The following is a 26,267-nucleotide window of genomic DNA, read 5'->3' as shown; positions in this document are numbered from 1 at the left end:
ACTACCCGCGGGCGGCCCGGCGCAGCGGCGGGGTGAGCCAGGCCAGGGCGACCCCGGCGGCCAGCACCGCGGCCCCGGCGGCCAGACCGCCGCGCGGGCCCGCCGGTGTCGTCGCCACGACGCCGGCCAGGGCCGCCCCGGCGGGGGTGCCGAGGCCCCAGGACAGCATCCGCGCGGTCGTGGAGACCCGGGCGCGGGCGTGCTCGGGGGTGACCTGCAGCCGGTAGGTGACGGCGTTGAGCACGACCGTCGAGTACGCCGCCCCGAACGCCGTCGCGGCCAGCAGCGCGGGGACCCAGTGCGTCGCCGACACCACCGCGACCGCGCAGGCCAGCGACACCGGGAGCCCGGCCAGTGCGAGCCGCGCCCCGCCCCAGCGCTCCGACAGCCGCGGGACCAGCCGGGCCGCGGCCAGCCCGCCCACACCCCAACAGGCGAACAGCAGCCCGAGCCGGGCGTCGCCGTCGGCGCGGATGCCGAGCACCCGGTCCGCCCACGGCACGGTCATCGCGAGCCAGGCGCCGCCCGCGACGGCCTGGGTGGTGCCGACCAGCGTCAGCGTGCGGACCACGGGATTGCGCAGGAGCAGTGCCAGCCCCTCGCGCACGTCGGCGAGGATCCGGGTCGGCGCGCGGCTGCCGGGCCCGGGGGACAGGCTCCCGGCGACCGACCGGATCAGCAGGGCCGACGCGACCGCGGTGAGCGCGGTGACCGACAGCAGCCCGGCCGGGGCCAGCGTCGCCACGGCCAGCCCGGCGAGCGGCGGCACGACCAGCTCGACGACGGTGGTCGCGCCGTAGAGGGTGGAGAACGCCGCGGTGATCCGGTCCGGCCCGACCAGCGTGGGCAGGGCCCCGAAGTTCGCGGCGTCGAAGAAGACGAAGCCGGTCTGCACCGCGACCGCCGTGCCGAGCACCTGCCACGGCGTGAGCACCTCCGCCCACCAGGCGAGCGGGATCCCCGCCAGCACCGCGCCGCACGCCAGGTCGACCCCGACCATCAGGCGCCTGCGGTCGACCCGGTCGGCCAGTGCGCCCGCGACCAGCCCGAACAGCAGGTAGGGCAGCGCCTCCGCGGTCGCGATCGCCGCCGTCCACGCGGGCGAGCCGGTCAGCCGGTAGACGAGCACGGGCAGCGCGACCGCGGCGACCAGGGAGCCGGCGACCGACACGACCCGGGCGGTGAGGTAGCGCCGCAGGTCGGAGCGTTCGTGCTCGGGGGCGGTCGGGGCCGTCTGGCTCACGGGGTCCTTCCATCGGGGGTGCGCGAACCATAGTACGAAACGACAGTCATCACCAATAGTGGGTAACGAGACATCGACCACTGTTGAAAATGAATGTCGTTCATGGCCACGATGGGGTGGTCCGGAACCGGACGATGTCACCCACTGGAGGAGAAAACGATGAAGGACGTCTTCACCGAGCTCGAGGCCGAGCGCGCCCTGCCGCACAACTCCGCGAGCCACTCCAACGCCCTCGTCGAGAACCCGTTCGCGACCGAGCAGGCCGCCGAGCAGGAGTGACACCCGCCGCGACCGACCGACGGACCAGGGAGTGCGAGTGGAACGACTGCGACCGGGCGTGAGCGTGTTCGAGGTCCCCGGGCGGGGCTCGGCGCTGCGCGAGGCCTCCGGCCGGTTGCGCGGGGTCGACCTGCCCCGAGGCACGGTCGAGGCACTGACCCGCTGGTTCGACGGCGCCGACCCGGTGCCGCCACCAGGGCTCGACCCGGAGCGGGGCGCGTTCGCCGCGGCCGGCTACCTGGACGAGGCCCCGCCGCCGCGGACCGCCACCGTGACCGTCGCCGGGCGGGGGGCGCTGGCCGACGCCGTCGCCGCCGCGCTCGCCGGGCCGGGGCTGCAGGTCCGGCATCGGGACCTCGACTCCCTGGTCACCGCCACCGCCGCCGCCACCACCACCGACGCAGACACCGACGCAGACACCGACGCAGACACCGACGCCGACGTGGTGTGCGCCGTCGCGGACGGGCCCGCACCGGCCACCTGGACCGCACTGGACACGCTGCCCGAGCGCGGAACCGCCTGGTTCCGGCTCTCCGTCGAAGGACGGCACGGCATCCTCGAACCGCCCGCCGTGCACCCCGGCGACGCCGGCCACGCCGACGTCCGCGCCCGCCGCCTCGCCGCGGCCGGGTCCGGGCACCCGCACCTGCTCGCCTACTGGGACGCCGCGCCCGTCACCCCGACCGGCCCCGGCGACCACGCCCTGCTGGCCGCGCTGCTCGCCGCCGACGTGCGCGCCTGGGCCGCCGGTCACCGCACCCCGGCGACCGGGGACCTGGTCCCGGCCGCCCTGCCCGCCCGGCGACGTCTGCGGGTGGTCGACCTCGACACCGCCGCGATCGCCGACCACGCGCTGCTGCCGGTGCCCGGAAGCGCGCCGTGACCGACCTCGACCTGCCCGGCGCGGACGGGGTCCGGCTCGCCGCCACCCTCGTCCGCCCCGCCGCCGCGACCTGGCCCGCGGTGCTGATCCGCACCCCCTACGGCCGCGAGCGGCTGCTGCCCGAGGCCCGCGGCTGGGCCGCGCACGGGTTCGGCGCCCTCGTCGTCGACGTCCGGGGGCGCGGCGGCTCGACGGGCGCGTTCCGGCCCTACGCCCACGAGACCGACGACGGCGTCGCCGCGCTCGCCGCGCTGCGCACGATCCCCGGCTGCGACGGGCGGGTCGTACTGGCCGGCGCCAGCTACGGGGCGCACTGCGCCCTCGCCGGTGCCCTCGCCGACCCCGAGGTGCGCGGGGTGCTCGCCGCGGTCCCCGCGCTCGGGTCCGGCGAGACCGCCCGCGAACCCGGCGGCGCCGCCCGGCTGGCCTGCCGGATCGGCTGGTGGTCCGAGCACGGTGCGGGCGCGCGTCCCGCCGTCCCGTCGGCGGCCGCGTCGCTACCGGTCACCGCGGCGCTGGCCCCGGCACCGGACGGGTGGGCCGAGCTGTGGGACGCACCCGAGGAGACCCCGTGGCTGTGGGACGGGATCGCGCGGGCCGCGATGCCGCTGCTCGCCGTCGGGGGCACCGCGGACCCGTTCGCCGCCCGCACCGGTGAGCTCGCCCGGCGCTGGGGCGGGCCGTCGCGGCTGGTCCTGGGGCCGTGGGGGCACGAGCTCGACGCCGCCGCGCCCGGTGCGGTCCTGGCCGGACGGCGGATCGGCGCGGTCTACGCCGCCTGGGCCCGCGCCGCGGTCGAGGGCCGGCCGCGCGGGCGCGGTGCGCTCGTCGCGGTGGGGGAGACCGGGCGCTGGGTGCGGGCGGGGGACGGGCCGACCCTGATCGTCGACGCGGCCCCGCCGGACGGGCTCCCCGCCGGGTTCGTCGCCGACCCCGACCGGCCCGTCCGGTCCCGTGCGCCCGGCGCACCCGCGCCGGCTCCTGCGCCGACCGACGGCGCCGCTCCCGCCCCTCCCGCCGCGACGACCTGCGCCGTTCCCGCCGCGACGACCACAGCGGCGACCACAGCGGCGACTCCCGCGGCGACCACTGCGACGACTCCCGCGGCGACCACTGCAGCGGCCACTGCGGCGACTCCCGCGGCGACCACTGCGGCGACCACTGCGGCGACCACGGAGGGGACCACCGCGACGAACGCCGCGAACGATGCCGCGGACCGCGCCGGCGACCGGGTCGTCGCCCACACCCCGCCGCTGCCGGCCGGGACGCTCGCCGGGCCGCTGGTCGTCACCGTCACCGGCGGCACCGACGCCCCGGACGGCGACTGGGTCGTGCGGATCGGACTGCGCGGCCACGACCTCGTCACCGCCGTCCACCGGCACCGGGGCCCGGCACCGCAGCACGTCGTCGTCACCACCCCGCCGGTCGGCGCCGCCGTGCACGAGGGCGACCGGCTGCGCGTCGAGATCGCCGGGCACCACTGGCCCGCACACGCCCGCAACCCGCACACCGGACAGGACCCCGCGCACGCGACCGACCTGCGCGCCGACCACCGCACCGTGCGCGCGCTGCGCCTGGACCTGCCGCACGTCCGACCCGGCCGCGACGAGGTCGCCGCGGCCGCCGTCCCCGAGGAGGTCACCCTGTGACGGCACCGACCGTTCCCGTACTGCCGGTGGAGGCGCTGGTCGACCCGTTGAGCGGGATCGTCCGCCGGCTGGTCGACGTCGCCCCCGTGCCGGGGCTGCCCGCCGCCTACACCGCCGTCACCGCGGAGGTGTCCGACGCGCGCCGGCTCGGCGCCTGGCCCGCCGACCGGGTCAGCCTCGGCACCACCTTCGGCGACCGCGACGGCGCCCGCACCGCCGCGCTCGGCGAGGCGGTCGAGCGCTACTGCGGCAACCGCGTCCCGCGCGACCTGCCGCTGACCACGACCGCGGAGCTGCGCGCCGCGGGACACCGGTGCTGGGGGCCCGAGGAGCTGCCGCTGCTCGCACCCTGGCAGGACGGCCGCCCCTACCGGCGCTTCACCGCGGACCTGCCGATCCGCTGGATCGCCGGCGTCGAGGCCGACGGGGAGCCGACCTGGCTGCCCGCCTCCTGGGCGCTGCTCAACCACCACAGCGGGGCCCGTCGCGACGAACCCCGCTTCCACCACCTCAACTACGCCGGCATCGCCACCGGCGACGGCGCCACCGACGCCCACCGACGCGGCCTGCTCGAACTCGTCGAACGTGACGCGCTGGAACGCTGGTGGCACCTCGGCCTGCCCTCCCACGGCATCGACCGGGCCTCGGTCCCCGGGCTCGACGCCGCGCTGGCCGGAGCGGCGTTCGACGTCCACCTCGTCGAGCTGCCCACCGAGTACCCGGTCGCGGTGGTCGGGGCCGTCGTCGTCGACCCGGAGACCGGGATCGTCGCCGGGGGCGGCGCCGCCCGCTTCGACGCCGCCGAGGCCGCCACCAAGGCGGTGCTGGAGGCCGTCCACACCTGGGTGTTCACCCGCGGCCTGCTCGACCCCGACGGCTGGGTGTACGCCTCGATCGACGCCGGGGTCCTCGCCCGCGGCCTCTACCTCGACCACCGCGCCGACCGCCGCTACCGCGACGACGCCGGCGAGCGCTACGCCGCCGTGCGCGACCTCGGCGCCCAGGTGCAGGTGTGGCTCGACCCGCGCGTCCGGGAGGAGCACCTGCCCCGGTTCACCGTGCCCGCGACCCGCGGCCCGCTGCGCACCGGGCCGGCCGGGGACCTCGCGTCGCTGACCGCCGCGCTGCTCGCCGACGGGCACCGCATCGCCCGCGTCGACCTCACCACGCCCGACGTCGCCGAGACCCCGTGGCGGGTGGTCCGCACCTGCGCCACCGGGCTCGTCCCGAACGCGCCCGCCGCGTTCCGGTACTGGGGGCTGCCCCGCTGGCGCGACACCGCCCGCGCCCACGGCCTCGACCTCGACCCGGTCGCCGGACCCGGCGGGCTCGTGCACTGCCCACCGCCGTTCCTGTGACGGTGCAGCCCCCCGGGCGCACCGCGCCGGACCCGCAGCGGGACGCCGGCGCCGTGGACCCCCGGACCGCGGCGGCGTTCCGGCTCGCCTGGTCGGGCGCCCACCCGGGCCCCACCGACCACACCACCCGCCCCGCCGAGGCGACCACGGCGACCCGGCCGGTACCCCTGACCCGCGACGGCACCGGGACCGGTGCGCTGCTCGCGCTGTCGCTGGCCGCCGACCCCGACCGGGTCGTCGGCGGCGTGCGGCTGCGCCGGGTGCCCTCGGCGGGCGGCCGCTACCCGGTCGACGCCCGGGTCGGCGGCCGCGTCCACGACCCGCTCACCTGCGGCCACGGCGGCGGTCGCGTCTACGACCCGCTCGCCCACGCCCTCGACGGCGGGCCCGCCCGGGAACCCGCCCGGCCCGACGCAACCGGACCCGGCGGCCACGATCGGCCCGGCGCCGTCGTCCCGGCCCCGCCCGACCCGGACCACGACGACCACGACGACCACGCGGACGTCGTCCTCCGCCTCACGCCGGCGCGGACCGCGTGGCGCTACGGCCCCCGCTCGCTGCCGGTGCTGCTGCTCGACCTCGGCCACGCTGCCGCCGCCGTCCTCGCCGCCGCGGCGACGCTGCGGCGGCCCCGGACGGCCCACCTCGTCCCCGACGGCACCGTCCCGCTCGGTGCGAGCGCGGACCCGCACCCGGCGGCCGTGCTCCGCGCACGCCGGTCGGCGCCGTGGGAGAGCCTGCGACCCGCCGTCGCCGACCCCGGACCCGACCGGGTCGCCCGGACCCGGCTCGGCGCGGGACAGCACGCGGCCCTGCTCGACGCGGGCCACCCGCTGCTCGCCGCGCTGACCCGGCGGGCCTGCGGCCTGCCGGACCTCACCGGCGTCGGCGGGCTGCTCGTCGTCACCGGGGACGTCGACCCCGGCCCGGACACCGTCGCCCAGCACGTCCGGGCCGGCCTCGCCGTCCACGACGCCTGGCTGGTCGCGACCGCGGCCGGGCTCACCGCCCGGCCGGTCGGCTGCTGGGTCGAGGCGGTGCTGCGCGGACCCGGCGGCCGGGGCCGGGTGCAGCACGCCCTCGCCCTCGGCGGCTGAGCCGCCGGGGGCGGACCGGTCAGGTCGCGGGCGGGAGCGGGGGAGCGGGCGGTTCGTGCGGCGGCTCGTCGCCGGACTTCCCGCCCGGCTTGTCGTCGCCACCGCCGGCGAGGAACCGCTCGAACTCCGCCGCCAGCTCGTCGCCGCTGGGCAGCTCGCCGCCCTCCAGGCCGTCCCGCAGGTCACCGGCCTCCCGGGCCGCGACGACCTGGTCGTACTGCTCCTCCAGCGCCGACACGACCTGCCCGACCTCCTCCGACGCCGCCATCTGCTCGGCGATCTCGGACTCGGCCTGCTCGGCGGCGCGGGTCAGCGTCTCGGTCGGCAGGTAGAGCCCCGCCGACAGCCCCGCGTGGTCCAGCAGCACCCGCGCGGCCTGCGGGTACGCCGAGCGCGACAGGTAGTGCGGCACGTGCACGGCGTAGCCCACGACGTCCTGCCCGGCCTGCCCGAGGCGGTACTCCAGCAGCGCCGCGGCACTGCCCGGGACGTCGGCGGTCGCGAACCACGGGGTGTGGCCCTCCACCAGCTCCGGGCGGGTGCCGTGCGCGGTCACCCCGATCGGACGGGTGTGCGGCACGGCCATCGGGATGCCCTGCAACGTGATCACCAGCCGGACCCCGAGCTGCTCGACCAGCAGCCCGACCGCGGCGACGAACCGCTCCCACTGCATGTCCGGCTCCGGACCGGCGAGCAGCAGGTACTGCGTGTCCCCGGTGTCGGTCAGCGCGACGACGTCGAGCTCCGGCGGGTCGTAGTCGGCCCAGCGGTCGGTCTTGAACCGCAGCGGCGGGCGTCGCGACCGGTAGTCCACGAGCTGGTCGACGTCGAACCGGGCCACCCGGACCGCCTCGCGTTCGTCGGTCAGCGCGCCGACCGCGAGCGCTCCCGCATTGCCGGCGTCGACGAACCCGTCCAGCACGACGATCAGGACCGGCTCGTCGAGCGCCGGCGCGGCCGGGTCGACCTGGTACAGCTGAGCGGGATCGAGCACCGGCGTCCTCCGAGTCGTGGCGTGCACCGCGACCCTATCCGGAGCCCCCCACGGCCTGCCCGGTCGCGGTGTGACCACCGACCCCGTGTGACGCGGACCCGTCGGGACACCCGGCTCGTCCGGGATGGACCAGAATGGTCGTTCGTCATGCACACGTCACGTCGCGCTTACCTCGTCTGGTCCGCCGGTCTGTTCGCCTACGTCGTGGCGGTGCTGCAACGCAGCTCGTTCGGCGTCTCCGGGTTGGAGGCGGCCGACCGGTTCGGTGCGTCCCCGACCGTGCTCGCCGGGTTCCTCGTCCTGCAGCTGCTCGTCTACGCCGCCCTCCAGGTGCCGGTCGGGCTGCTGCTCGACCGGTTCGGCGCCCGCACCATGGTGCTCGCCGGCGCCGTCACCATGACCGCGGCGCAGGTGCTCGTCGCGCTCGCCACCTCGCTGCCGCTGGCCGTCGCCGCCCGCGTGCTCGTCGGCGTCGGCGACGCCCTGACCTTCATCTCGGTGCTGTCGGTGCTGTCCACCTGGTTCGCGCCGCGCCGGGTGCCGCTGATGACGCAGATCACCGCGCTGCTCGGCCAGTTCGGCCAGGTGCTCTCCGCGATCCCGCTCGCCACCGTCCTGCACGCCTACGGCTGGACGACCGCGTTCCTGTCCGCCGCCGGGATCGGCGTCGTCGCCGCGGTCGCGGTGCTCGCCGTGTTCCGCGACCGCCCGCCCGGCAGCCCCGCGCCGGCCCCGGCGAGCAGCCCCCGGGAGGTCGTCGACGGCCTCAAGGGCGCCTGGGCGCACCCGGGCACCCGCCTCGGGCTCTGGTCGCACGCCGGCACCCAGTTCTCCGGCCTGGTGTTCGCGCTCCTGTGGGGCGTGCCCTACCTCGTCGCCGGGCAGGGGATGACCCCCACCGGTGCCTCGGTGATGCTGACCGTGCTCGTCCTCGCCGGCGCCGTCGTCGGCCCGGTGTTCGGCGAGTTCACCGCCCGCCACCCGCTGCGCCGCTCCTGGCTCGTGCTGTCGGTCATCGCCGCGACCGCGCTCGTGTGGACGGTCGTGCTGCTCGTCCCGCCGCCCGCGCCGCTGTGGCTGCTCGTCCTGCTCGTGGTGGTGCTCGCCGCGAACGGCCCCTGCTCCGCCGTCGGCTTCGACTACGCCCGCACCTCCAACCCCGCGCACCGGCGCGGCACCGCCGTCGGGATCGTCAACGTCGGCGGGTTCACCGCCTCGCTCACCACCACGCTGCTGGTCGGTCTCGTGCTCAGCATGTCCGGCGGCTACACCCCCGAGGCGTTCCGGCTGGCCTGGCTCGTGCAGTTCCCGATCTGGGCGCTGACCGCCGTCGCGGTCGTCCTCGCGCGGCGCAAGGCCCGCCGGGTGATGGCCGCCGAGGGCACCGTCGTCCCGCCCCTGCGGGAGGCCCTGCGCCGCAACCGGCGCTGGAGACAGAACCGGTAGCCGACGACGGGGGCGGGACCATCGCGGTCCCGCCCCCGTCTCACCCGGTGCGGTCTGCTCGTTCGGCGGGCCTCACTCGGTGCGGTCTGCTTGTTCGGCGGGCCTCACTCGGTGCGGTCTGCTCGTTCGGCGAGCCTCACTCGGCCAGCAGCCGGTACAGCGCCTTGCGGGCCTCGGTCAGCGCCTCGGTCGCCGACGCCACCTGCGCCTCGGAGCCGGCCTCGGCGACCTGCCGCGCGGCGGCGGCGAGCCGGCCGAGCTCGGTGACCAGGCCGGTCGCCGGGTCCGACCCGGCGGCCTCGGCGTCCTCGGCGAACGGCGCCCACACCGCGTCGAGCTCGGCGCGGTGCTCCTCGACGTGCCGGGTGCCCTCCTCGGTCAGGTGGACGACCCGTCGGCCCTCGGTCTGCTCGGACCGGACCAGGCCCTCGTCCTCCAGCTGGGACAGCATCGGGTACACCGAGCCGGGGCTCGGCTTCCACTGCCCGCCGGAGCGGCCGGTGATCTCCTGGATGATCTCGTAGCCGTGTCGCGGGCCGTCGGCGACGACCGCGAGCACCGCGGTGCGGACGTCGCCACGGGCACGCCTGCCGCGCCGGCCGCGGGGCCCACCGGGACCGAAGCCGCCGGGGCCGAAACCGCCTCCGGGACCGAAGCCGCCCGGACCGAACCCGCCCGGACCGAAGGGACCTCCGGGACCGAACGGTCCCCCCGGGCCGAACCCGCGGCCGGGGCCGAAGCCCCGCCCGCCGGGCCCGCGTCCCCGCCGGTGGGCGCGACCGCGGCGGTGGGCGCCCTCGTCGCGGGGGTCGTCGCGGGGGTCGTCACGGTCGTCGCCGTGGAAGTCGGGGGTGTCGGGCATGGCTGCCTCCTCCGGGCCGCAGGGGAACCCGGCGCCGCGGTGGCCCCGGGGGTGTCGGTGGGTGCGGGGCCCGAACGGGCTCCGGAACATGTCGCGCGTGGTCATGACGCGTGGTCCTCTCGTCGTGAGCCTCCCTCTTCGATCGGCTCGTGTGCCATCACGATATATCGCGACTGCTCCGCGTTGCAACGGCGATACTCTGAGAATGTCCTGAGGGTGCGCGGGGCGGCCCGTAGCGGGTTGACTGTCCCGGCGGGCCGGCGGGCGGTCCGCCGGATGTGAGGGGGAGCCGTGGGGCGTCACGACGCAGGGGTCGGCCCGGCCGGCGAGGCACCGGTGGACACGGCCGAGGAGGTCGACCTCAGCGAGGTCTCCGCGGCGCAGCTGCGGGACCGGCTCTCCGCGCGGTCCGACGGCCGTGACGACCAGGTCGTCGAGGCCGCGCGCGAGCTGCGGGCGAGCCTGGACCGGCTCGGAGCGGGCCTCGCGGCACGGCGCGCGGCGCTCGTCGGACGGGCGGGGGAGATGGCCCGGGCCGCGGTGCCCTACGTCGGCGGCGCCGTCGCGACCGGGGTCGGGGCGGTGCTGGTGGTGCGACGGGCCCGCCGTCCGCGCCGCTCCCGGTACGCCGGGGCGGTCTGACCCGGGCCGGTCGGGGTCAGCGGCTCCCGAGCTCGGCGCGCACCCGCATCAGGGCGAAGCCCAGCAGGTTCTGCCCGGGCCAGCGGTCCGGCGCGCCGAGGTCGGGGTCGTCGGCGGCCAGGCCGACGCCCCAGATCCGGTCGACGGGGGAGGCCTCGACGAGCACCGCGTCGCCGGTGCCCAGCAGGGCCGCGGTGAGCCGCTCGGCGGAGCGGAACTTGGCCCGGTTGCCCTCGACGACGACCTCGACCCGGCGCGCGGCCCACCTCTGCGAGTCGAATCCCCGGACCTCGCGCCCGGCCCGCTTGGCGGTGTCCGGGTCGTCGTCGGACAGGACGCGGGCGAGCGCGTCGTCGTCGCCGAAGGTGCGGGCCTTGGCCGCCATCATCCAGTGCTCGGCGGTGGCGTAGCGGACCCCGCCGACGACGAACGGCGACGGATGCCACTGGCTCAGCACGTGCACGTCGCCGGGCGCGGGCTCGGAGCCCCAGAACGGGACGAACCGCGGGCGCGCCTCCGCCGCGACGGCGGCTCGCAGGGATGCGACGTCGGTCGGGGCGTCCTCGCTCACACCTGACGATCCTAGGGCGTCGGCGGGGCCGCCGCGTCGGCCAGCACGGACAGCAGCTCGGCCGCACCCACCCGTCGCTCGGACGGCACCCGGCCCAGCAGGTCGGCGACCGCGGCGCGACGGTGGGCGTCGACCTCGCGGATCAGCTCCCGTCCGGCCGGGGTGAGCTCGACGAGCAGGTGCCGCCGGTCGTCCGGGTCGGGCCGGCGCTCGACCAGGCCGGCCCGACCGAGGTGGACGAGGACCCGGGTGGCGTTCGAGGTGTGGACGTCGAGCTCGCGCCCGACCGCGGTGACGTTGGTGCGCCCCGCCTCGGCGATGAGCATCAGGACCCGCAGCTGGGGCACGGTCACGGCGTCCCCGGCCGCCGCCACCGCACGCACGCTGATGCCGGTGAACGCGCGCGCGAGCGCGAGGCCCGCCTCCACCGTGGCGCCGTCCGGGTGATCCCGATCTCGGCCGTGTGCGTCGGTCATCCCCGTCCACCTCCCCCATCAGCGATCTTTACCCCGCACTGACGGTTGCGTCGATCAATCTTTGCCATTGCACAACTACTGCGTCAGCGCAACACTAGGGCTGTCGAAGGGAGAGTTCCATGAAGGTGTCGGACATCCTGCGGATCAAGGGCGACACGGTGCACACCGTGTTGTCGTGGAACACCATCGCCGAGGCCGCGACCCGGCTCGCCGGGCCGCCGGCGATCGGCGCCCTCGTCGTCTCCGACGACGGCCGCCGCGAACGCGTCGACGGCATCGTCTCCGAACGCGACATCGTGCGCCGGCTCGCCGCCGACGGCGCGGGCCTGCTCGACCTCACCGTCGCCGACGTCATGACCCGCCACGTCGTGACCTGCTCGCCGGAGGACTCGCTCGCCGAGGCCATGGGTCTGATGAACCGCTGGCGTCACCGCCACCTGCCCGTCGTCGACGGCGGACGGCTCGTCGGGATGATCAGCATCGGTGACGTCGTCAAGCAGCGGCTGGCCGAGATGAGCACCGAGGCCGGGGTGCTGCGCGACATCTACCTCGCCTCGCACTGACCCCGCCCCCGGTCGTCCCCGGTGTGACGTGACCGTTTCGCCGGGAACGACCGGGGTGCGCCGTGCGTTGGACCGGACATGACTGCAGCGAGTGCCACCGCAGGTCGCCGCGCCGGCCGTACGGCCGCGTTCGCGACGCTCTTCCGCGCCCTCACCCGTCGCGGCCGCCCCGGCGAGCCCGGACCCGTCGAACGGTTCCGGGCGCTGCCCGCCATGGCCGGCGACGCCTGGCGCGGCACCTACCCGCACCTCGGCGGGGGCCGGGTCGCGCTGTTCCTGCTGGCCCTGGCCTACCTGGTGTCGCCGATCGACCTGGTGCCCGAGGCGTTCCTGACCGTCTTCGGCCTCGGCGACGACGCGGTCGTCGCGATGTGGCTGGGCGGGGCGCTGCTGGTCGAGGCCGACCGCTACCTGGGGTGGCGGCGGACCGCACCGGTCGTCGTCGACGGTCAGGTGCAGGTCGACCGGACGTAGTCCCGGATCCGCTGCGACGCGGCCTGGTACTCCGGGTCCGCCCGGTCCTGCGCGATCCCCGGGTCGCGGGCGACGGCGAGGGTGTCCCCGCCGTTGGCCTCCAGCAGGACGAGCTGACGCTCGACGAGCTGGTCCACCCGCTCGAAGTCCGCGCGGATCTCCTGCGGTGCGAGCGAGGTGACCTGCTGGTTCGCCTGCCGCACGTTCGCGGTGACCTCGCCGACGTCGGAGATGGAGCGACCGATGCCCACCCCGCTGAACGGCTGGGTGGCGGTGCGGCTCGCCTCGACGGCGTCGCAGAAGGGGCTGGAGGGGCGGTTCTGGGTGGTGGTGACCGTGCGGGACGACGACCCCGGCTGGGTCGCCAGCGAGCTGCCGCAGCCCGCCACCAGGAGCAGGGCCAGCGCCGCCGGGACGAGCAGTCCTGGCCGCCGTACAGCCGTCATCCCCGATCCTCCGCTCACCGGCCGGGAAGGTGCCCGCACCGCGATGAGAAGTCTAGGGCGAGGGGTGTGAGGTGGATGTCGGCGGTGGGTCGGTCGCGTCCCGGGCCCCGGTCCTGGTCAGCCGCCACCGTCGCGTCGACACCGCCCGAAGGCCGAGCGCCTGCAACTCCGTCCGGAAGCTCCACGCGTGGGCCTTCCAGGTGGCGCTCTCGTGGCGTTCGGCGAAGTCGGTCCGCCGGACGCGGGTCGTCACAGCGCTGCGGAGACCGGGGGTGAACAGGCCGACGAAGGCATCGAGCACCGCGATGTCCCGGACGCCCGGCTCGATGGTCGCCTGCCGCCGGCGACGCGGGTCGGGTCAGCCGGCGAGGACCGTCCGCAGCACCGCGGGCCGGTCGGTGATGATGCGGTCCACCCCGGTGGCCGCGATCCGGCGCATGTCGTCGGGGTCGTCGACCGTGTAGACCCCGGTCTGCATCCCGCGCGCCCGGACCTCGGCGACCAGTGCGGCGTCGACGGACCGGAACGACGGGTTGATCTGGCTGACCCCGCGCGCGGCGGCGTCGTCGAGCTGCGCCGCGGTCGGGCGCCCGTCGAACAGCCATCCGGCCGGGACGTCCGGGGCGGCCTCGGCGAAGCTGCGCATCACGTCGTGGTCGAAGGACTGCACGACGACCCCGGGGCGCGGGCCGTCGAGCTCGTAGGCGACCTCCTTCTCCACGCCCGGGTAGCGCGCCGGGTCCTTCAGCTCGACCAGCAGGTCCGCGCGGCCGCGGAGCCGGTCGGCGAACTCCCCGAGGGTCGGGATGCGCTCGCCGGCGAAGGCCGGGGAGAACCACGACCCGGCGTCCAGACGACGCAGCTCGGCGAGGGTGAACGAGCCGACCGGTGCCTGGGCGCGGGTGGGGAAGACCCGTTCGACGTCGGTGGTGCGGGCGAGTGTCGCGTCGTGGACGAGGACGAGGTGGCCGTCGGCGGTGCGCTGGACGTCGACCTCGACCGCGTCGGCCCGCTGGACCACCGCCCCGTCGGCGGCGGCGAGGGTGTTCTCCGGGGCGTCGGCGGAGGCGCCGCGGTGCGCGACGACCTCCGGACCGGACCGGGGACGGTCGGTGTCGGCGAGGGCGAGCGTGGCCGTCGCGAGGAGGGCGGTGGGGACGAGGAGGGTGCCGAGCAGGCGTCGCACGAGGTGGGTCCTCAGGATCGGGGGCGCTGCCTGGGAACCATCGTGGCGTGGCCGGTCCGGCCCGTGTCGTGCGGGTGTCCGCCGGGGGACGAGCGGGTGAGGACCTGGTGGTCAGGGGCGGGTGGCGGCCGCCTCGAACGCGGGCAGGTAGCCGTCGCGGTAGCCCTGGGCCGTCGGGTGGTAGACCGCCGGTGCCGACGAGGGCGGGGGAGTGATCCACGGGTCGGCGGAGCAGATCCCGTGTCCGGCGAACGCGGCGCGGACGTCGACGAACCGCCCGCGGAAGCGCCCGGCCGCGTCGGCGAGGGCGGCGTCGAGGGTGTCGGCGGCGCGGTTGAGCGCCTCACGGCGGACGGCGTTCGGGACGCCCGGGACGTCGCAGTCGGCGCCCGGCTCGAACAGCCGCGGGTAGCCCAGCACCAGGATCGTCGCGCCGGGAGCCTGCAGCCGGACCCCGACGATGGTCGAGATCAACCCGCCGGGCGCGACCCAGCGGGCCGCGCGCTCCGCGCCCCGGACGGCGCGCAGGCAGGTCTCGTCGTCGCGGGCGGTGCTGCAGGCGGCCAGGACCGGCCCGAACCCGGTGTCGTTGCCGCCGACGGTGATCGTCACCAGGGTGGTGTCGGCGGAGACCGCGCGCACCTGCCGGGCGACCACCTCGCCGCTGGTGGCGCCGCTGCACGCGACGCTGACGAACGACGCCGGGTCGTGGCGGGCCGCCCACAGCGCCGGGTAGGACGCGGTGCTGCGCCGGCAGTCGCCGGTGGCCGGGTCCGGCCGGGCCCCGACGCCCGCGGCGTAGGAGTCACCGAGAGCGACGTAGCGGACGGGGGCGGCGGCCGGTGCCGGAGCGGCGAGGGCCGCCGGCGCCAGGACGATCAGCAACGCGCACGTCAGCAGGGGGACCACGAGGCGGCGCACCCGTCCAGACAACCCCTGCGGCACCGCGGCGGCAATCCGGGCACCGGGTGAGGGGGTGCACGCGCCGTCGAGGACGCGGTGCGCCGAACGGGTCCCGGCCCGGCCGCGTCCGCGGTGCGGACGTCGCGGAGCCGCCGCGCACACGTCATCACTGTGGGTGAGAGAGCGGGCCGCGACATTCCCTGGCGACGACCGCTCGGCCGCGGCGCACGGCGGACGAAAAGCCCAGCTCAGAGCGTTGTCCGAGGTGGACCGGCCGAACCGACGCCACGGTGAACGGCAGGTGGCCGGGGCGAGTGGAGGGCGTCGTCCGCTCACCGCCCGCAACGTCCCGTCGGTCTCGTGATCACCCGATCGGGTTCTTCCGTCCGTTGCGTCCGGCTAGCGTCCGTGTCAGATCACGGAACGGTCACGAACCGGACGCGGCTCCTCCCCCGGGGGCCGCCCGCTCCCCACGGGTTGTCCGCCGCTCCGGGATCCGGAAGGAAGGGTCGTGGCACGGCATCGCTCCCCCCGGAGCCGTCAGGCGAGCCTCGCGCTCCTGGCCCCGCAGTTCGCGGTGGCCGGGATCGGGGTCCCGGTCGGCTCGTTCCCCGCAGGTCCGCACGTCCGGCGCGCCCGAGACCCCCGGACCGAGGACGGCTCGCGCTTCCCGGCCTCGACCCGGATCGCCGCCGCCGTCGTCGCGGTGGGCGGTATCGCCGCCACCGCCCACGCGGGTGTCGGCTCCGGCGACCTGTCCGCGACCGTGACGTCCTGGTTCGACACGGCGGGATCGTCGTCCGTGTCGAACCAGGACGCCGCCCTCCCCGCCGCCGTGCCCGCACCGCGGGCCGCCGCGGACGACGCCGCCTCCCCGATCGCGGACCCGGCCACCATCGCGTCGCTGGCCGCCCCGGCCGCCGCCCCCTCGGCGGCCGCGCGCACCGTCGCCGCCGACACCGGCCGCGCCACGGCTGCCTCCGCGGTCCAGGCCGCCACCGCCTCGGTCGACGAGGTCCGCAGGGCCGCCGAGCAGCGCGCCCGGGCGGTCGCGGCCGCCCGCGCCGCGGGTGTCACCGGCGCGCTGCAGTCCGCCTCCGCGGGCGGCGCGGTGTCGATCGTGACCGGCCGGGTGACCTCGGGCTTCGGTTCCCGCTGGGGCACCCGGCACATGGGGCTCGACATCGCCGCCCCGATCGGCACCCCGATCCACGTGCCGATCGCTGGCACCGTGATCAGCTCCGGCCCCGCCAGCGGGTTCGGGATGTGGGTCCGGGTCCGGCACGCCGACGGCACGGTCACCGTCTACGGCCACATCAACCGCTCGCTGGTCTCGGTCGGCCAGAAGGTGGCGGCCGGCCAGCAGATCGCCGAGGTCGGCAACCGCGGCCAGTCCACCGGCCCGCACCTGCACATCGAGGTCGTCGACCCGAGCGGCACCAAGGTCAACCCGAAGCCGTGGCTCGACGCGAACGGGTTCCGCTACACCTGAGTCACGAGTTCTGCACCGACTCCACCGCGCGGATCTTGTTCGTCGCGTCCAGTGCGGCGACCTTGTAGGCCTCCGACAGCGTCGGGTAGTTCAGGACGGTGTCGACGAGGTAGTCCACCGTCCCGCCGCAGCCCATGATGGCCTGCCCGATGTGCACGAGGTCGGTGGCGTTCGTGCCGAACACGTGCACCCCGAGCAGCCGGTGGTCCTCGGGCGACACCAGCAGCTTGAGCATGCCGTAGGAGTCGCCGACGATCGCGCCGCGCGCGAGCTCGCGGTAGCGCGACAGCCCGGTCTCGTACGGGATCGACGCCGCGGTCAGCTCGGCCTCGGTCCGCCCGCAGAACGAGATCTCCGGGATCGTGTAGATGCCGATCGGCTGCAGTTCGTGCAGCTCGCGGACGGGCTCGTCGAACAGGTGGCAGGCGGCGAGCCGCCCCTGGTCCATGCTCGTCGAGGCCAGCGCCGGGAACCCGATCACGTCGCCGACCGCCGCGATGTGCTCGACGGAGGTCCGGTACTGCTTGTCGACCGCGATGCGCCCCCGGTCGTCGGCCCGGACACCGGCCGCGTCCAGGCCGAGCTCCTCGGTCATGCCCTGCCGGCCCGCCGAGTACATGACCATGTCGGCCGGGATCTTCTTGCCGCTGGCCAGGCTGGTCACCGTGCCGCGGCCGTTCACCTCGACCGAGGACACCTCCTCGCCGAAGCGGAACGTGACCGCCGAGTCCCGCAGGTGGAACTTCAGCGACTCCACGACCTCCGGGTCGCAGAAGCCGAGCATCGAGTCACGCTTCTCCACCACGGTCACCCGGGTCCCGAGCGCGGCGAACATCGAGGCGTACTCGATGCCGATGACCCCCGCACCGACGACGACCATCGAGCCCGGCACCCGGCCCAGCTGCAGCACCTGGTCGGAGTCGACGACCCGCTCGCCGTCGAACGCGACGGTGTCCGGCCGGGCCGGTCGGGTCCCGGTCGCGACGACGAAGTGCGAGGCGGTGACCTGGTTGTGGTCACCCCGCCCCGTCCCCTCGACGACGACGGTGTGCGGGTCGGTGAAGCGTGCCGTCCCGGTCAGGATGTCGACGTGGTTGCGCAGCAGCTGGCTGCGTACGATCTCGGTCTCGCGGCCGATCACGTGCCGGGTGCGGGCCAGCAGGTCGTCGATGGTGATCTCGGACTTGACCCGGTAGCTGGCGCCGTACATCTCGCGCTGGCTGAACCCGGACAGGTACAGCACCGCCTCGCGCAGCGTCTTCGACGGGATGGTGCCGGTGTTGACGCAGACCCCGCCCATCATGTGGCCGCGGTCGGCGATCGCCACCCGCTTCCCGAGCTTCGCCGCGGCGATCGCGGCCTTCTGCCCACCGGGACCGGAGCCGATCACCAGCAGGTCGTAGTCGTGGGCGGGTGACTCGTCGGCACTCACCCCGCACAGCGTGGTGGTCACCGCGCCACGCGGCAACCACACCGGTGTGAACAGCGTGTCACGCGCGGTAGGAGCGTCGCCGTTCGTCGGCGAGGAAGTGCGCGGTCTCCCGGGTCGCGGTGTAGAGCGAGCGGTAGTGCGGGTGGAAGCGGTCGTAGACCTCGCGGGCCGCCGGGTCCGGCTCGATCGTGCGGGCGACCGGGTTCCAGTCGCGCAGCCGCGCCTCGGCCCCGGTCGCGACGGCGGCCAGCCACGCGTCGCCGAGCGCGGCGCCGACGGTCTGCTCCGGCACGTCCTGCGGGACCCCGGTCACGTCGGTGACGATCCGGGTCCACAGCCCGCCCTGCACCCCGCCGCCGACGGCGACCAGGCGCTTCGTGCCGCCGCCCGCGGACCGCATGACCTCCAGGTTGTGCCGCACGCCGTGCGCGATGCCCTCCAACGCGGCCCGGTAGACCTCGCCGCGGGTGTGCCCGGTGGTCAGCCCGGCGAGCACACCGCGGGCGTCCGGGTCGAACAGCGGGGTCCGCTCCCCGGCGAAGTAGGGGAGCAGCAGCAGCCCACCGCTGCCCGGCGGTACCTCCGCGGCCTCGGCGACGAGCTCGGTGAAGCCCTCCCCGGTGAGGTCGCGCAGCCAGTTCGTGATCGCCCCGGAGGTCGCCATCCCCGCGGCCAGGGTGAACGACCCCGGTACGACGCCGCGGGTCGTCCACATCGCCGGGTGCGGATGCGGGCGGTCGACGACCTCGATGAGGAACATCGTCGTCCCGTACATGACCATGACCTCCCCGGCGCCGGTGACGCCGGCGCTGGTGGCCTCGGCCCAGGCGTCGACGGTGCCTGCGGTGACCGGCAGCCCCTGCGGCAGCCCGGTCGCGGCGGCCGCCGCCGCGCTCACCCGCCCGGCGACCTCGGTCGGCCACAGCAGCCGGGGCAGCGTGACGCCCGGGGCGGTGCGCTCGGCCCAGTCGGGCGCCCACTCCGCGGCGGTCAGGTCGTACATCGGGTCGCACTGGCTGGCCGAGTGGTGGTCGAGCACGTACTCGCCGGTGAGCCGGTGCACCAGGTACGACGAGCACATCAGGAACATCTCGGTGCGGGCGAACACCTCCGGCTCGTGCCGGGCCAGCCACCGCCACTTCGGCCCCACCGCCTGCGACGACAGCGGTGTCCCGGCCCGGGCCAGGATCGCGTCCTCGCCCAGCTCCGCGTTCAGCTCGTCGATCTCGGTGCCGGCGCGGGTGTCGACGCCGTAGAGGATCGCCGGGCGCAGCGGGCGGCCGTCGCCGTCGGCGGGGAGCAGGGTCGGCCCGATCCCCGACACCCCCAGCCCGGCGAGCTCGGCGCCGTCGTCGAGGGCGGGCAGCAGCTCCCGCACGACCGCGACGAAGTCGCCCCACCAGACGGCCTCGGCGTCGTGCTCCACGTGGCCGGGCAGCGGCTGTGCGGTCTCGTGCGCCCGGTCGGCCCGGGCCAGCACCCGGCCGCCGGCGTCGACGAGGACGCCCTTCGAACCCGACGTGCCGATGTCGACGCCCAGATACACGCGCATGGGACGTTCCTACCGTCCCCCGCCCGTGGTGCACACAGAACGGGCACAGAACATTCGTGCAGGTCGACGCGCGCGGTGGGCCGGGGCGCCGCAGACTTCTCCGGTGCAGCTGCCCACACCCGACCCGGACACCGCGACCGACTGGGTCCGCGAGCACCTCGGTGACCTCTGCCGCGACGAGCCCGTCGCCTCCGGTGCGTTCCGTGGCGGGCAGACCGCGGCCGACGCCGCCGTCGCGGCCCTGGACCTGACCGGCTACGCGAAGCGGCGCAACGAGGTGCTGCCGGTGTCGCGGCGCGGTGCGACGGCGCTGTCGCCGTGGATCCGGCACGGGCTGGTCGACCTGCCGGCCGCCTGGGACGCCGCCGCCGACGCCCCGCCGCGCGACCGCGCCAAGTTCCGCGACGAGCTGTGCTGGCAGGAGTACGCCCGCCACCTCTACGCCCGGCTGGGCACCCGCACCCGCTCCGCGCTGCGTGCGGCCCCCGCCCGCGCCGAACAGGGGTGGGACGAGCCGTGGCCCGCCGAGATGGCCTGCGTCGACGCCTGCCTCACCGAGCTGCACACCGACGGCTGGCTGGTGAACCAGACCCGCATGTGGCTGTCCTCGCAGTGGACCGTGCGGGCCGGGCACGAGTGGGCTGGCGGGGAGAGCGAGTTCTTCGCGCACCTGCTCGACGGTTCCCGTGCGGCGAACCGGCTCGGCTGGCAGTGGACCGTCGGCGCCGGCACCGGGAAGCCCTACGGGTTCTCCCGCTGGCAGGTCCGCAAGCGCGCCCCGCAGCTGTGCGGGACCTGCGCGCTGTCCGACGCCTGCCCGATCGAGCACCGGCCCGCCGACCCGCCGTCGCGCCCGGCCCCCGAGCCCGACCCGCGGCTGCGCTCGGACCCCGACCCGGGGACGACCGGGGGACCGGCCGCCCCGGTGGCCACCGGACCCGAGCCGCAGGCGGTGTGGCTGACGGCGGAGTCGCTCGGCGACGCCGACCCCGCCCTCGACGCCCACCCGGACCTGCCCGCGGTGTTCGTGTTCGACGAGCCGCTGCTGCGCCGGCTGCGGCTGTCCGGCAAGCGGCTGGTCTTCCTCGCGCAGACCCTCGCCGACCTGGGTGAACGCCGTGCCGTGCTGGTGCACCGCGGCACCGTCGCCGACGAGCTCGACGGCACGCCCGTCGCGGTCACCCACGCCCCGGTCCCCGGGTTCACCACCCGCTCCGCCGCCGTCCGCCCGGTCGTGGTGCACCCCTGGCCGTGGCTGTACCGCCCGCACGGCGGGCCGGTCACCTCGTTCACCGCCTGGCGCAGACGGCTGCCCCGGCGCGGAGGGAAACCATCCACGACACCCCCTCAGCAAGGGGCGTGAGGCGGGACCGTCCACAGCCGGTCGGGTGACGGCGTTCCGCACGTCCCGGCCCGCGACGACCGTGGCGGCATGACCGCCTGCCACCGGCCCGACCCCGCCTCCGGCCCCGACCCCGATCCGTCGTCGGGCCCGGGGGACCCACCCGCCACCGGGTGGCCCCCCGACACCGCGTCCGGTCCCGGTCTGCGGCTCGACCGGCCCGCCGAGCTCGTCGCCGCCGTCCCGGTGCTGCTCGGCTTCCACCCCCGGGACTCCCTGGTGCTCGTCTCGGTCACCGGGCCGCACCTCGACGACCGGCTCGGGCTCACCGTGCGGGTCGACCTGCCGCGCTCGTCGGCGTCGGCCCGCCGGGTGTGCCGGGAGGCGGTCGGGGTGCTCACCGGGGAACGGCCCGCCCGGGCACTGGCGCTCGTCGTGCGCGACCCGGGCCCCGCCGGGCCGGGTCCGCGCCGGAGCCGCCGGGACGTGGGGGCCGCCGCGCGGCGGGAGCTGCTCGACGCCGGGATCGAGCCGATCGCGGCACTCTGGGCGACCGGTACCCGGGCGGGGGACCGGTGGGGCTGCTTCGACCTGCCCTGCACCTGCGGCGGGCTGCTGCCCGACGCCGCGTCGACCACGCTCGGGGTCGCGGCCGCGGTCCGCGACGGCCGGGCCGTCCTGCCCGACCGCGCCGCGGTGCTCGCCCCGCTGGACTCCGACGCCGGCACCCGCCGCCGCCGGGCCCGGCTGCGCGACACCGGCGCCGCACCGGCCCGGGTCGGAGCCGCGACCGGCACCGCCCTGCTCGACGCCTGCCTGGACGAGGCCGCGGCGAGCCGGCTCGTCGTCGACGACCGGCTCGCGCTGGCCCTGTGCGGCGCCCTCGACGTCGGCGACGTCCGCGACGAGGCGCTGCGCCGCTGCCTGGGCCGCCGCGCGGCGGACGCCGAGCAGCTGTGGGCGGTGCTGGTGGCGGCCCTGCCGTCACCGCAGCGGGCACACCCGCTGGCCCTGCTCGCGGTGTGCGCCCTGCTGCGCGGCGACGGCGCGCTCGCGACCGGGGCGGTGCAGCGGGCGCTGGCCGAGCGGCCCGACCACGTCCTCGCCGGGGTGGTGGCGGCGAGCCTGCACGGCACCCGCGACCCGCGCTCACCCGCCGCGCGGTGGGCGGGCCCTGGCGGGCTGCGGCGGCTGCTCACCGCGATGCTCGACCCGCACGCGCCCGACGGCCCGGCCGTCCGGTGAGCCCGCCGGTCGAGGGGGCGGGCCGTCGCTCAGCCGGTGGACACGTCGGGGGGTCGGCCGCGAGCGGCGCGAACGCCGCCGCCTCGGGGAGGAGCCGACCTGCCGGTGGCGTTCCGTGTCGGCGGCCCCGGGGCGGCGGTGCAGCTGACGAGGACCGCACCGAGGAGTGCGTCGGCGGCCCGGTGAGCGCGTGGTGGCGGTCCGGGTCACCGGGACCGGGCGAACTCCCAGGCGTCGCCGACGATCTCGGTGATCGCGGTCCGCGACGGCTTCCAGCCCAGTTGCTGCGCGGCCTGCTCGCTCGAGGCCACCAGCACCGCGGGGTCACCGGCCCGGCGCGGGGCGACGACGGCCGGGATCGGGTGCCCGGTCACCGCGCGGCAGGCCTCGACCACCTCGAGCACGGAGAACCCGTGACCGCTGCCGAGGTTGTAGATGTCGTGGCGCCCCGCGACGGCGTGGGTCAGCGCGAGCAGGTGGGCCTCGGCGAGGTCGTCGACGTGGATGTAGTCGCGCACGCAGGAGCCGTCGGGGGTGGGCCAGTCGTCGCCGTAGACCGAGATCGACTCGCGGGTGCCGGCGGCGACCTGCAGGACCAGCGGGATCAGGTGGGTCTCGACCGCGTGCCGCTCCCCGAGCGGGGTGTCACCGGACAGGTGCGCCCCGGCCACGTTGAAGTACCGCAGGCTCGTCGCGGCCAGGCCGTGCGCCGTCGCGTAGGAGGTGATCATGTGGTCGATCGCGAGCTTGCTCGCCCCGTAGGGGTTCGTCGGCCGGGTCGGCGCGGTCTCCGGGATCGGGACCTGCTCCGGCTCGCCGTAGGTGGCGGCGGTGGAGGAGAACACCAGCCGCGGGACCGCGTGCTCCCGGACCGCCTCGAGCAGCCGGAACGAGGCCACGACGTTGCCGTCCCAGTACTTCTCGGGCTTCTCGACGGACTCCCCGACCAGCGAGCGGGCGGCGTAGTGCAGCACGCCGTCGAACCCGCCGCGGGCCAGGACCTGCCCGGCGCGGGCACCGAGTTCACCCTCGACGAACTCCGCCCCCGCGGGCACGGCGTCGCGGTGGCCGGTGGACAGGTCGTCGAGCACGACGACCTCGTGGCCGGCCTCGAGCAGGTGTGCGGCGCACACGCTGCCCACGTAGCCCGCGCCGCCGGTGACGAGCAGCTTCACGTGTCCGGATCCTCCAGGTCAGACGGCGCGGACGAGCACGGCGTGCGCGACCGGCGGGGCGACGGTCGACTTCTCGTCGTCCGAGCTCACCGGCACGGGGTCGCCGAAGCGGGAGATCGGGCCGACGTCGACCGCGTTGCCGGGCACGATCCCCGCGAGCTTCAGCTCGCCCATGAGATCGGAGTCCAGCTGCACGTGCTCGGCGATCCGCCGGATCTCGACGCGACCGCCACCGCGGCGGGCCAGCTCGTCGAGCCGCTGCAGGCCGACCTCGAGCGTGGGCGGCACCGACGACGACGTCGACGCGTCGTCCCCGCGCTCCAGCTCCTCCAGACCCGGGATCGGGTTGCCGTAGGGCGAGACGGTCGGCTTGTCGAGCAGGCGGAGCAGCTTGCGCTCGACGTCCTCGCTCATCACGTGCTCCCAGCGGCACGCCTCGGCGTGGACGAGCTCCCACTCGAGCCCGATCACGTCGATCAGCAGCCGCTCGGCGAGGCGGTGCTTGCGCATGACGGCGACGGCGCGACCGCGGCCCTCGTCGGTCAGCTCGAGGTGGCGGTCCCCGGCCACGACGACGAGTCCGTCGCGTTCCATGCGGGCCACCGTCTGGCTGACGGTCGGACCGCTCTGCCCGAGGCGTTCGGCGATCCGCGCGCGCAGCGGGACGACGCCTTCCTCCTCGAGTTCGTAGATGGTGCGGAGGTACATCTCCGTGGTGTCGATGAGGTCGTTCACGTGGGGCCCCTTCGTTCGACGGCCAGTCTACCCAGCGCGGCTCCCGCGCACGGCGAGCCCGTCCGGGGCAGGATGGGCCGCGTGTCCGGATCCATGATCCCCCCTTCGGAGCTCGCCGGCCTGCTAAGGCACGCCGCGGCCGTCGGCACCGTCGCTCCGGTGGTGCTCGACGTCCGCTGGCGTCTGGTCGGCCCGCCCGGCCGCGCGGACCACGGGTCCCACCGGATCCCCGGCGCGGTGTTCGTCGACCTCGACACCGAGCTGTCCGCGGGTCCCGCGCGCCCCGGCCCCGGCGGGCGCCACCCGCTGCCGGAACCCGCTGCGCTGCAGGAGGTCCTGCGCCGGGCCGGGGTCCGTGACGACGCCGGCGACCAGCTCGTCGTCGCCTACGACGACCTCGACGGCTCGGTCGCCGCGCGCGCCTGGTGGCTGCTGCGCTGGGCCGGCGTCGCGCCCGGCCGCGTCCGGGTGCTCGACGGCGGATTCGCCGGCTGGCAGGCCGCGCGGCTGCCGGTGGCCGGCACCGGCCCGGGTGCCGGGGCGCCGGAACCGGAGCCCCTGCCGCCCGGCGATCTGGTGGTCCGGCCGGGCGGGATGCCCGTCGTCGACGCCGACGGGGCCGCCGCACTGGCCCGCGACGGCGTGCTCCTCGACGCCCGCGCCGCCGCCCGCTTCCGCGGCGAGACCGAGCCGGTCGACCCGCGCGCCGGGCACGTCCCCGGTGCCCGCAGCGCCCCGGCCGCGGCCAACACCGGCCCGGACGGCCGCTGGCACCCCGCCGGCACGCTGGCCGAGCGCTTCCGCGCCGCCGGCGTCGCACCCGGTGTCGCGACCGGCGCCTACTGCGGGTCCGGCGTCAACGCCTGCGCCCTGGTGCTCGCGCTGGAGGAGTCGGGCCTCACCACGCCGGACGCCCCGGCCGCGCTGTACCCCGGTTCGTGGTCGGAGTGGAGCGCCGACCCGGACCGCCCGGCGGAGACCGGGGACCGGCCGTGGGCCGCGCGGGAGTGACCGCACCCGCCGGCCTGGCATACGGTTCCGGCCCATGAGCGCTCGCACGTCGGTGGTGTGGACTCCGGAGTTCCTGACCTACCAGCTGTCCGACGACCACCCCCTCAACCCGGTGCGGCTGGAGCTGACGATGGAGCTCTCCCGCGGGCTGGGGGTCCTCGACGGCGTCGACCCGGTCGTCCCGGAGCCGGCGGGCGAGATGGACCTGACCCGGGTGCACACCCCCGGATTCCAGACGGCGGTCAAGTCCGCCCCCGAGGCGCCGTTCGGCGTCGGCCACGGGCTGGGCACCGCCGACAACCCGATCTTCTTCGGCATGCACGAGGCGTCCGCGCTGATCGCGGGCGGCTCGATCGCCGCCGCCCGGGAGATCGCCGAGGGCCGCGCGGACCGCGCGGTGAACATGGCGGGCGGGCTGCACCACGCGATGCGCGACCGCGCCGCGGGCTTCTGCGTCTACAACGACTGCTCGGTCGCGATCGCCTGGCTGCTGGAGCAGGGCTACGAGCGCATCGCCTACGTCGACGTCGACGTCCACCACGGCGACGGCGTGCAGGAGTGCTTCTACGACGACCCCCGGGTGCTGACGATCTCGCTGCACCAGCACCCGCTGACCCTGTGGCCGGGCACCGGCTGGGCGGGGGAGACCGGCCGCGGTGCCGGCGAGGGCTACGCCGTCAACGTCTCGCTGCCCCCCGGCACCGGCGACGCGGGCTGGCTGCGGGCCTTCCACGGCGTCGTGCCGTCGCTGCTGGAGTCCTTCCGCCCGCAGGTGCTGGTCACCGAGTGCGGCGCGGACACCCACGCCGAGGACCCCCTGGCGAACCTGGAGCTGTCCGTCGACGGTCACCGCGCCGTCTACCACGCGTTGCGCGAGATGGCCGAGACCACCGCGGGCGGCAAGTGGTTGGTCCTCGGCGGCGGCGGGTACGCGCTCTACCGGGTGGTCCCCCGATCCTGGACGCACCTGCTGGCGGTGGCCCTGGACCGCGACGTGGCACCGGACACGAGCATTCCCGCGGACTGGGTCGCGCTCGCCGCGACCCGGACCCGCTCGCCGCTGCCGGTATCGATGTCCGACGGGGCCGACCCGGCCTTCGAGCGGTGGGGCGGCTCGTTCGTCGAGCGCGTCGACTCCGCGATCCTGGAGACCCGGCGTGCGGTGTTCCCGCTGCACGGCCTCGACCCCGACGACCCGCGGGACTGAGAAC

General features: G+C 76.4%; 26 protein-coding genes. 14 read left to right on the top strand and 12 right to left on the bottom strand.

Going from position 1 to position 26,267, the window contains the following annotated elements; all coding sequences use genetic code 11:
* Window position 1 precedes the first annotated feature (1 nt).
* Window positions 2-1,243, bottom strand: a complete 1,242-nt coding sequence (locus tag WHI96_RS08485; protein WP_345652529.1) for an MFS transporter — start codon at window positions 1,241-1,243, stop codon at window positions 2-4.
* A 159-nt stretch (window positions 1,244-1,402) separates the two neighbouring features.
* On the opposite strand from WHI96_RS08485, the gene amiA reads away from it, so the two are divergent.
* From amiA to WHI96_RS08460, 5 genes are read left to right on the top strand one after another with little or no spacing between them, the layout of a single operon-like run.
* Window positions 1,403-1,522, top strand: a complete 120-nt coding sequence (gene amiA / locus WHI96_RS08480; RefSeq protein ID WP_345652532.1) for a streptamidine family RiPP — start codon at window positions 1,403-1,405, stop codon at window positions 1,520-1,522.
* 58 nt (window positions 1,523-1,580) lie between these two features.
* Window positions 1,581-2,405 carry a hypothetical protein gene (locus tag WHI96_RS08475; protein WP_345652535.1) on the top strand — a complete coding sequence of 275 codons (825 nt, stop codon included), beginning with the start codon at window positions 1,581-1,583 and terminating at the stop codon, window positions 2,403-2,405.
* Window positions 2,402-4,054, top strand: a complete 1,653-nt coding sequence (locus WHI96_RS08470; RefSeq protein WP_345652538.1) for a CocE/NonD family hydrolase — start codon at window positions 2,402-2,404, stop codon at window positions 4,052-4,054. Before WHI96_RS08475 ends, WHI96_RS08470 begins: the two co-directional genes overlap by 4 nt.
* On the top strand, window positions 4,051-5,412 hold the full coding sequence (locus tag WHI96_RS08465; RefSeq protein ID WP_345652541.1) for a YcaO-like family protein: 1,362 nt from the start codon (window positions 4,051-4,053) through the stop codon (window positions 5,410-5,412). Before WHI96_RS08470 ends, WHI96_RS08465 begins: the two co-directional genes overlap by 4 nt.
* On the top strand, window positions 5,409-6,509 hold the full coding sequence (locus WHI96_RS08460; protein WP_345652543.1) for a nitroreductase family protein: 1,101 nt from the start codon (window positions 5,409-5,411) through the stop codon (window positions 6,507-6,509). Before WHI96_RS08465 ends, WHI96_RS08460 begins: the two co-directional genes overlap by 4 nt.
* A gap of 19 nt (window positions 6,510-6,528) precedes the next feature.
* Here the strand turns inward: WHI96_RS08460 and WHI96_RS08455 are convergent, their stop codons facing one another.
* Window positions 6,529-7,503, bottom strand: a complete 975-nt coding sequence (locus WHI96_RS08455) for a proteasome assembly chaperone family protein (protein ID WP_345652546.1) — start codon at window positions 7,501-7,503, stop codon at window positions 6,529-6,531.
* A 147-nt stretch (window positions 7,504-7,650) separates the two neighbouring features.
* Here WHI96_RS08455 and WHI96_RS08450 point away from each other — a divergent pair, with 147 nt between their 5' ends.
* Window positions 7,651-8,949: an MFS transporter gene (locus WHI96_RS08450; RefSeq protein WP_345652549.1), complete on the top strand. Its 1,299-nt coding sequence runs from the start codon at window positions 7,651-7,653 to the stop codon at window positions 8,947-8,949.
* A 136-nt stretch (window positions 8,950-9,085) separates the two neighbouring features.
* Here WHI96_RS08450 and WHI96_RS08445 read toward each other — a convergent pair whose 3' ends face one another.
* Window positions 9,086-9,811 (bottom strand): PadR family transcriptional regulator, encoded by a 726-nt coding sequence (locus WHI96_RS08445; RefSeq protein ID WP_345652552.1) that lies wholly within the window; start codon window positions 9,809-9,811, stop codon window positions 9,086-9,088.
* A gap of 336 nt (window positions 9,812-10,147) precedes the next feature.
* On the opposite strand from WHI96_RS08445, the gene WHI96_RS08440 reads away from it, so the two are divergent.
* Window positions 10,148-10,453, top strand: coding sequence for a hypothetical protein (locus tag WHI96_RS08440; protein WP_345652555.1), 306 nt, complete (start codon window positions 10,148-10,150; stop codon window positions 10,451-10,453).
* A gap of 16 nt (window positions 10,454-10,469) precedes the next feature.
* On the opposite strand, the gene ybiA is transcribed toward WHI96_RS08440, so the two are convergent.
* Complete coding sequence (gene ybiA / locus WHI96_RS08435; protein ID WP_345652558.1) at window positions 10,470-11,024, bottom strand: riboflavin biosynthesis intermediates N-glycosidase; 555 nt, start codon at window positions 11,022-11,024, stop codon at window positions 10,470-10,472.
* A gap of 11 nt (window positions 11,025-11,035) precedes the next feature.
* The gene (locus tag WHI96_RS08430; RefSeq protein ID WP_345652561.1) at window positions 11,036-11,500 is read right to left on the bottom strand and encodes a MarR family transcriptional regulator; all 465 of its coding nucleotides are present in this window, start codon (window positions 11,498-11,500) and stop codon (window positions 11,036-11,038) included.
* Between the two features lie 119 nt (window positions 11,501-11,619).
* Between WHI96_RS08430 and WHI96_RS08425 the strand changes: the two genes are divergently transcribed.
* Entirely contained in the window at window positions 11,620-12,063 is a 444-nt protein-coding gene (locus WHI96_RS08425) for a CBS domain-containing protein (protein ID WP_345652564.1), read from the top strand.
* 78 nt (window positions 12,064-12,141) lie between these two features.
* Entirely contained in the window at window positions 12,142-12,537 is a 396-nt protein-coding gene (locus tag WHI96_RS08420; protein WP_345652566.1) for a DUF1232 domain-containing protein, read from the top strand.
* On the opposite strand, the gene WHI96_RS08415 is transcribed toward WHI96_RS08420, so the two are convergent.
* The 3 genes from WHI96_RS08415 to WHI96_RS08405 form a co-directional block, all read right to left on the bottom strand.
* Window positions 12,513-12,983 carry a hypothetical protein gene (locus WHI96_RS08415; RefSeq protein ID WP_345652568.1) on the bottom strand — a complete coding sequence of 157 codons (471 nt, stop codon included), beginning with the start codon at window positions 12,981-12,983 and terminating at the stop codon, window positions 12,513-12,515. The two genes, WHI96_RS08420 and WHI96_RS08415, sit on opposite strands and share 25 nt — an antisense overlap.
* Window positions 12,984-13,341: 358 nt before the next feature.
* On the bottom strand, window positions 13,342-14,169 hold the full coding sequence (locus WHI96_RS08410; RefSeq protein ID WP_345652570.1) for a glycerophosphodiester phosphodiesterase: 828 nt from the start codon (window positions 14,167-14,169) through the stop codon (window positions 13,342-13,344).
* Between the two features lie 111 nt (window positions 14,170-14,280).
* On the bottom strand, window positions 14,281-15,078 hold the full coding sequence (locus WHI96_RS08405) for an SGNH/GDSL hydrolase family protein (RefSeq protein ID WP_345652572.1): 798 nt from the start codon (window positions 15,076-15,078) through the stop codon (window positions 14,281-14,283).
* 505 nt (window positions 15,079-15,583) lie between these two features.
* On the opposite strand from WHI96_RS08405, the gene WHI96_RS08400 reads away from it, so the two are divergent.
* Window positions 15,584-16,564 carry a M23 family metallopeptidase gene (locus tag WHI96_RS08400; RefSeq protein ID WP_345652574.1) on the top strand — a complete coding sequence of 327 codons (981 nt, stop codon included), beginning with the start codon at window positions 15,584-15,586 and terminating at the stop codon, window positions 16,562-16,564.
* A gap of 1 nt (window position 16,565) precedes the next feature.
* Here the strand turns inward: WHI96_RS08400 and sthA are convergent, their stop codons facing one another.
* Both sthA and WHI96_RS08390 read right to left on the bottom strand, forming a co-directional pair.
* Entirely contained in the window at window positions 16,566-17,996 is a 1,431-nt protein-coding gene (gene sthA, locus WHI96_RS08395; protein WP_345652576.1) for a Si-specific NAD(P)(+) transhydrogenase, read from the bottom strand.
* Window positions 17,997-18,054: 58 nt separating this feature from the next.
* Window positions 18,055-19,548 carry an FGGY-family carbohydrate kinase gene (locus tag WHI96_RS08390; protein WP_345652579.1) on the bottom strand — a complete coding sequence of 498 codons (1,494 nt, stop codon included), beginning with the start codon at window positions 19,546-19,548 and terminating at the stop codon, window positions 18,055-18,057.
* A gap of 103 nt (window positions 19,549-19,651) precedes the next feature.
* Here WHI96_RS08390 and WHI96_RS08385 point away from each other — a divergent pair, with 103 nt between their 5' ends.
* Both WHI96_RS08385 and WHI96_RS08380 read left to right on the top strand, forming a co-directional pair.
* On the top strand, window positions 19,652-20,911 hold the full coding sequence (locus WHI96_RS08385) for an FAD-binding domain-containing protein (protein ID WP_345652582.1): 1,260 nt from the start codon (window positions 19,652-19,654) through the stop codon (window positions 20,909-20,911).
* Between the two features lie 69 nt (window positions 20,912-20,980).
* Complete coding sequence (locus WHI96_RS08380; protein WP_345652585.1) at window positions 20,981-22,135, top strand: DUF4192 domain-containing protein; 1,155 nt, start codon at window positions 20,981-20,983, stop codon at window positions 22,133-22,135.
* Window positions 22,136-22,341: 206 nt separating this feature from the next.
* On the opposite strand, the gene galE is transcribed toward WHI96_RS08380, so the two are convergent.
* The gene (gene galE, locus WHI96_RS08375; protein ID WP_345652588.1) at window positions 22,342-23,310 is read right to left on the bottom strand and encodes a UDP-glucose 4-epimerase GalE; all 969 of its coding nucleotides are present in this window, start codon (window positions 23,308-23,310) and stop codon (window positions 22,342-22,344) included.
* A gap of 18 nt (window positions 23,311-23,328) precedes the next feature.
* The gene (locus WHI96_RS08370; protein WP_178373422.1) at window positions 23,329-24,045 is read right to left on the bottom strand and encodes an iron-dependent transcriptional repressor DtxR; all 717 of its coding nucleotides are present in this window, start codon (window positions 24,043-24,045) and stop codon (window positions 23,329-23,331) included.
* 93 nt (window positions 24,046-24,138) lie between these two features.
* On the opposite strand from WHI96_RS08370, the gene WHI96_RS08365 reads away from it, so the two are divergent.
* Together WHI96_RS08365 and WHI96_RS08360 are read left to right on the top strand one after the other, a co-directional pair.
* Window positions 24,139-25,056 (top strand): sulfurtransferase, encoded by a 918-nt coding sequence (locus tag WHI96_RS08365; RefSeq protein WP_345652593.1) that lies wholly within the window; start codon window positions 24,139-24,141, stop codon window positions 25,054-25,056.
* Between the two features lie 34 nt (window positions 25,057-25,090).
* Window positions 25,091-26,263, top strand: coding sequence for an acetoin utilization protein AcuC (locus WHI96_RS08360; RefSeq protein ID WP_345652596.1), 1,173 nt, complete (start codon window positions 25,091-25,093; stop codon window positions 26,261-26,263).
* Window positions 26,264-26,267: the final 4 nt, after the last annotated feature.

It is taken from the genome of Pseudonocardia tropica (assembly GCF_040105315.1).
Lineage (GTDB): Bacteria > Actinomycetota > Actinomycetes > Mycobacteriales > Pseudonocardiaceae > Pseudonocardia > Pseudonocardia alni.
Note: the sequence above shows the minus strand (reverse complement) of the source record. Positions and strands in the feature narration are given on the sequence as shown.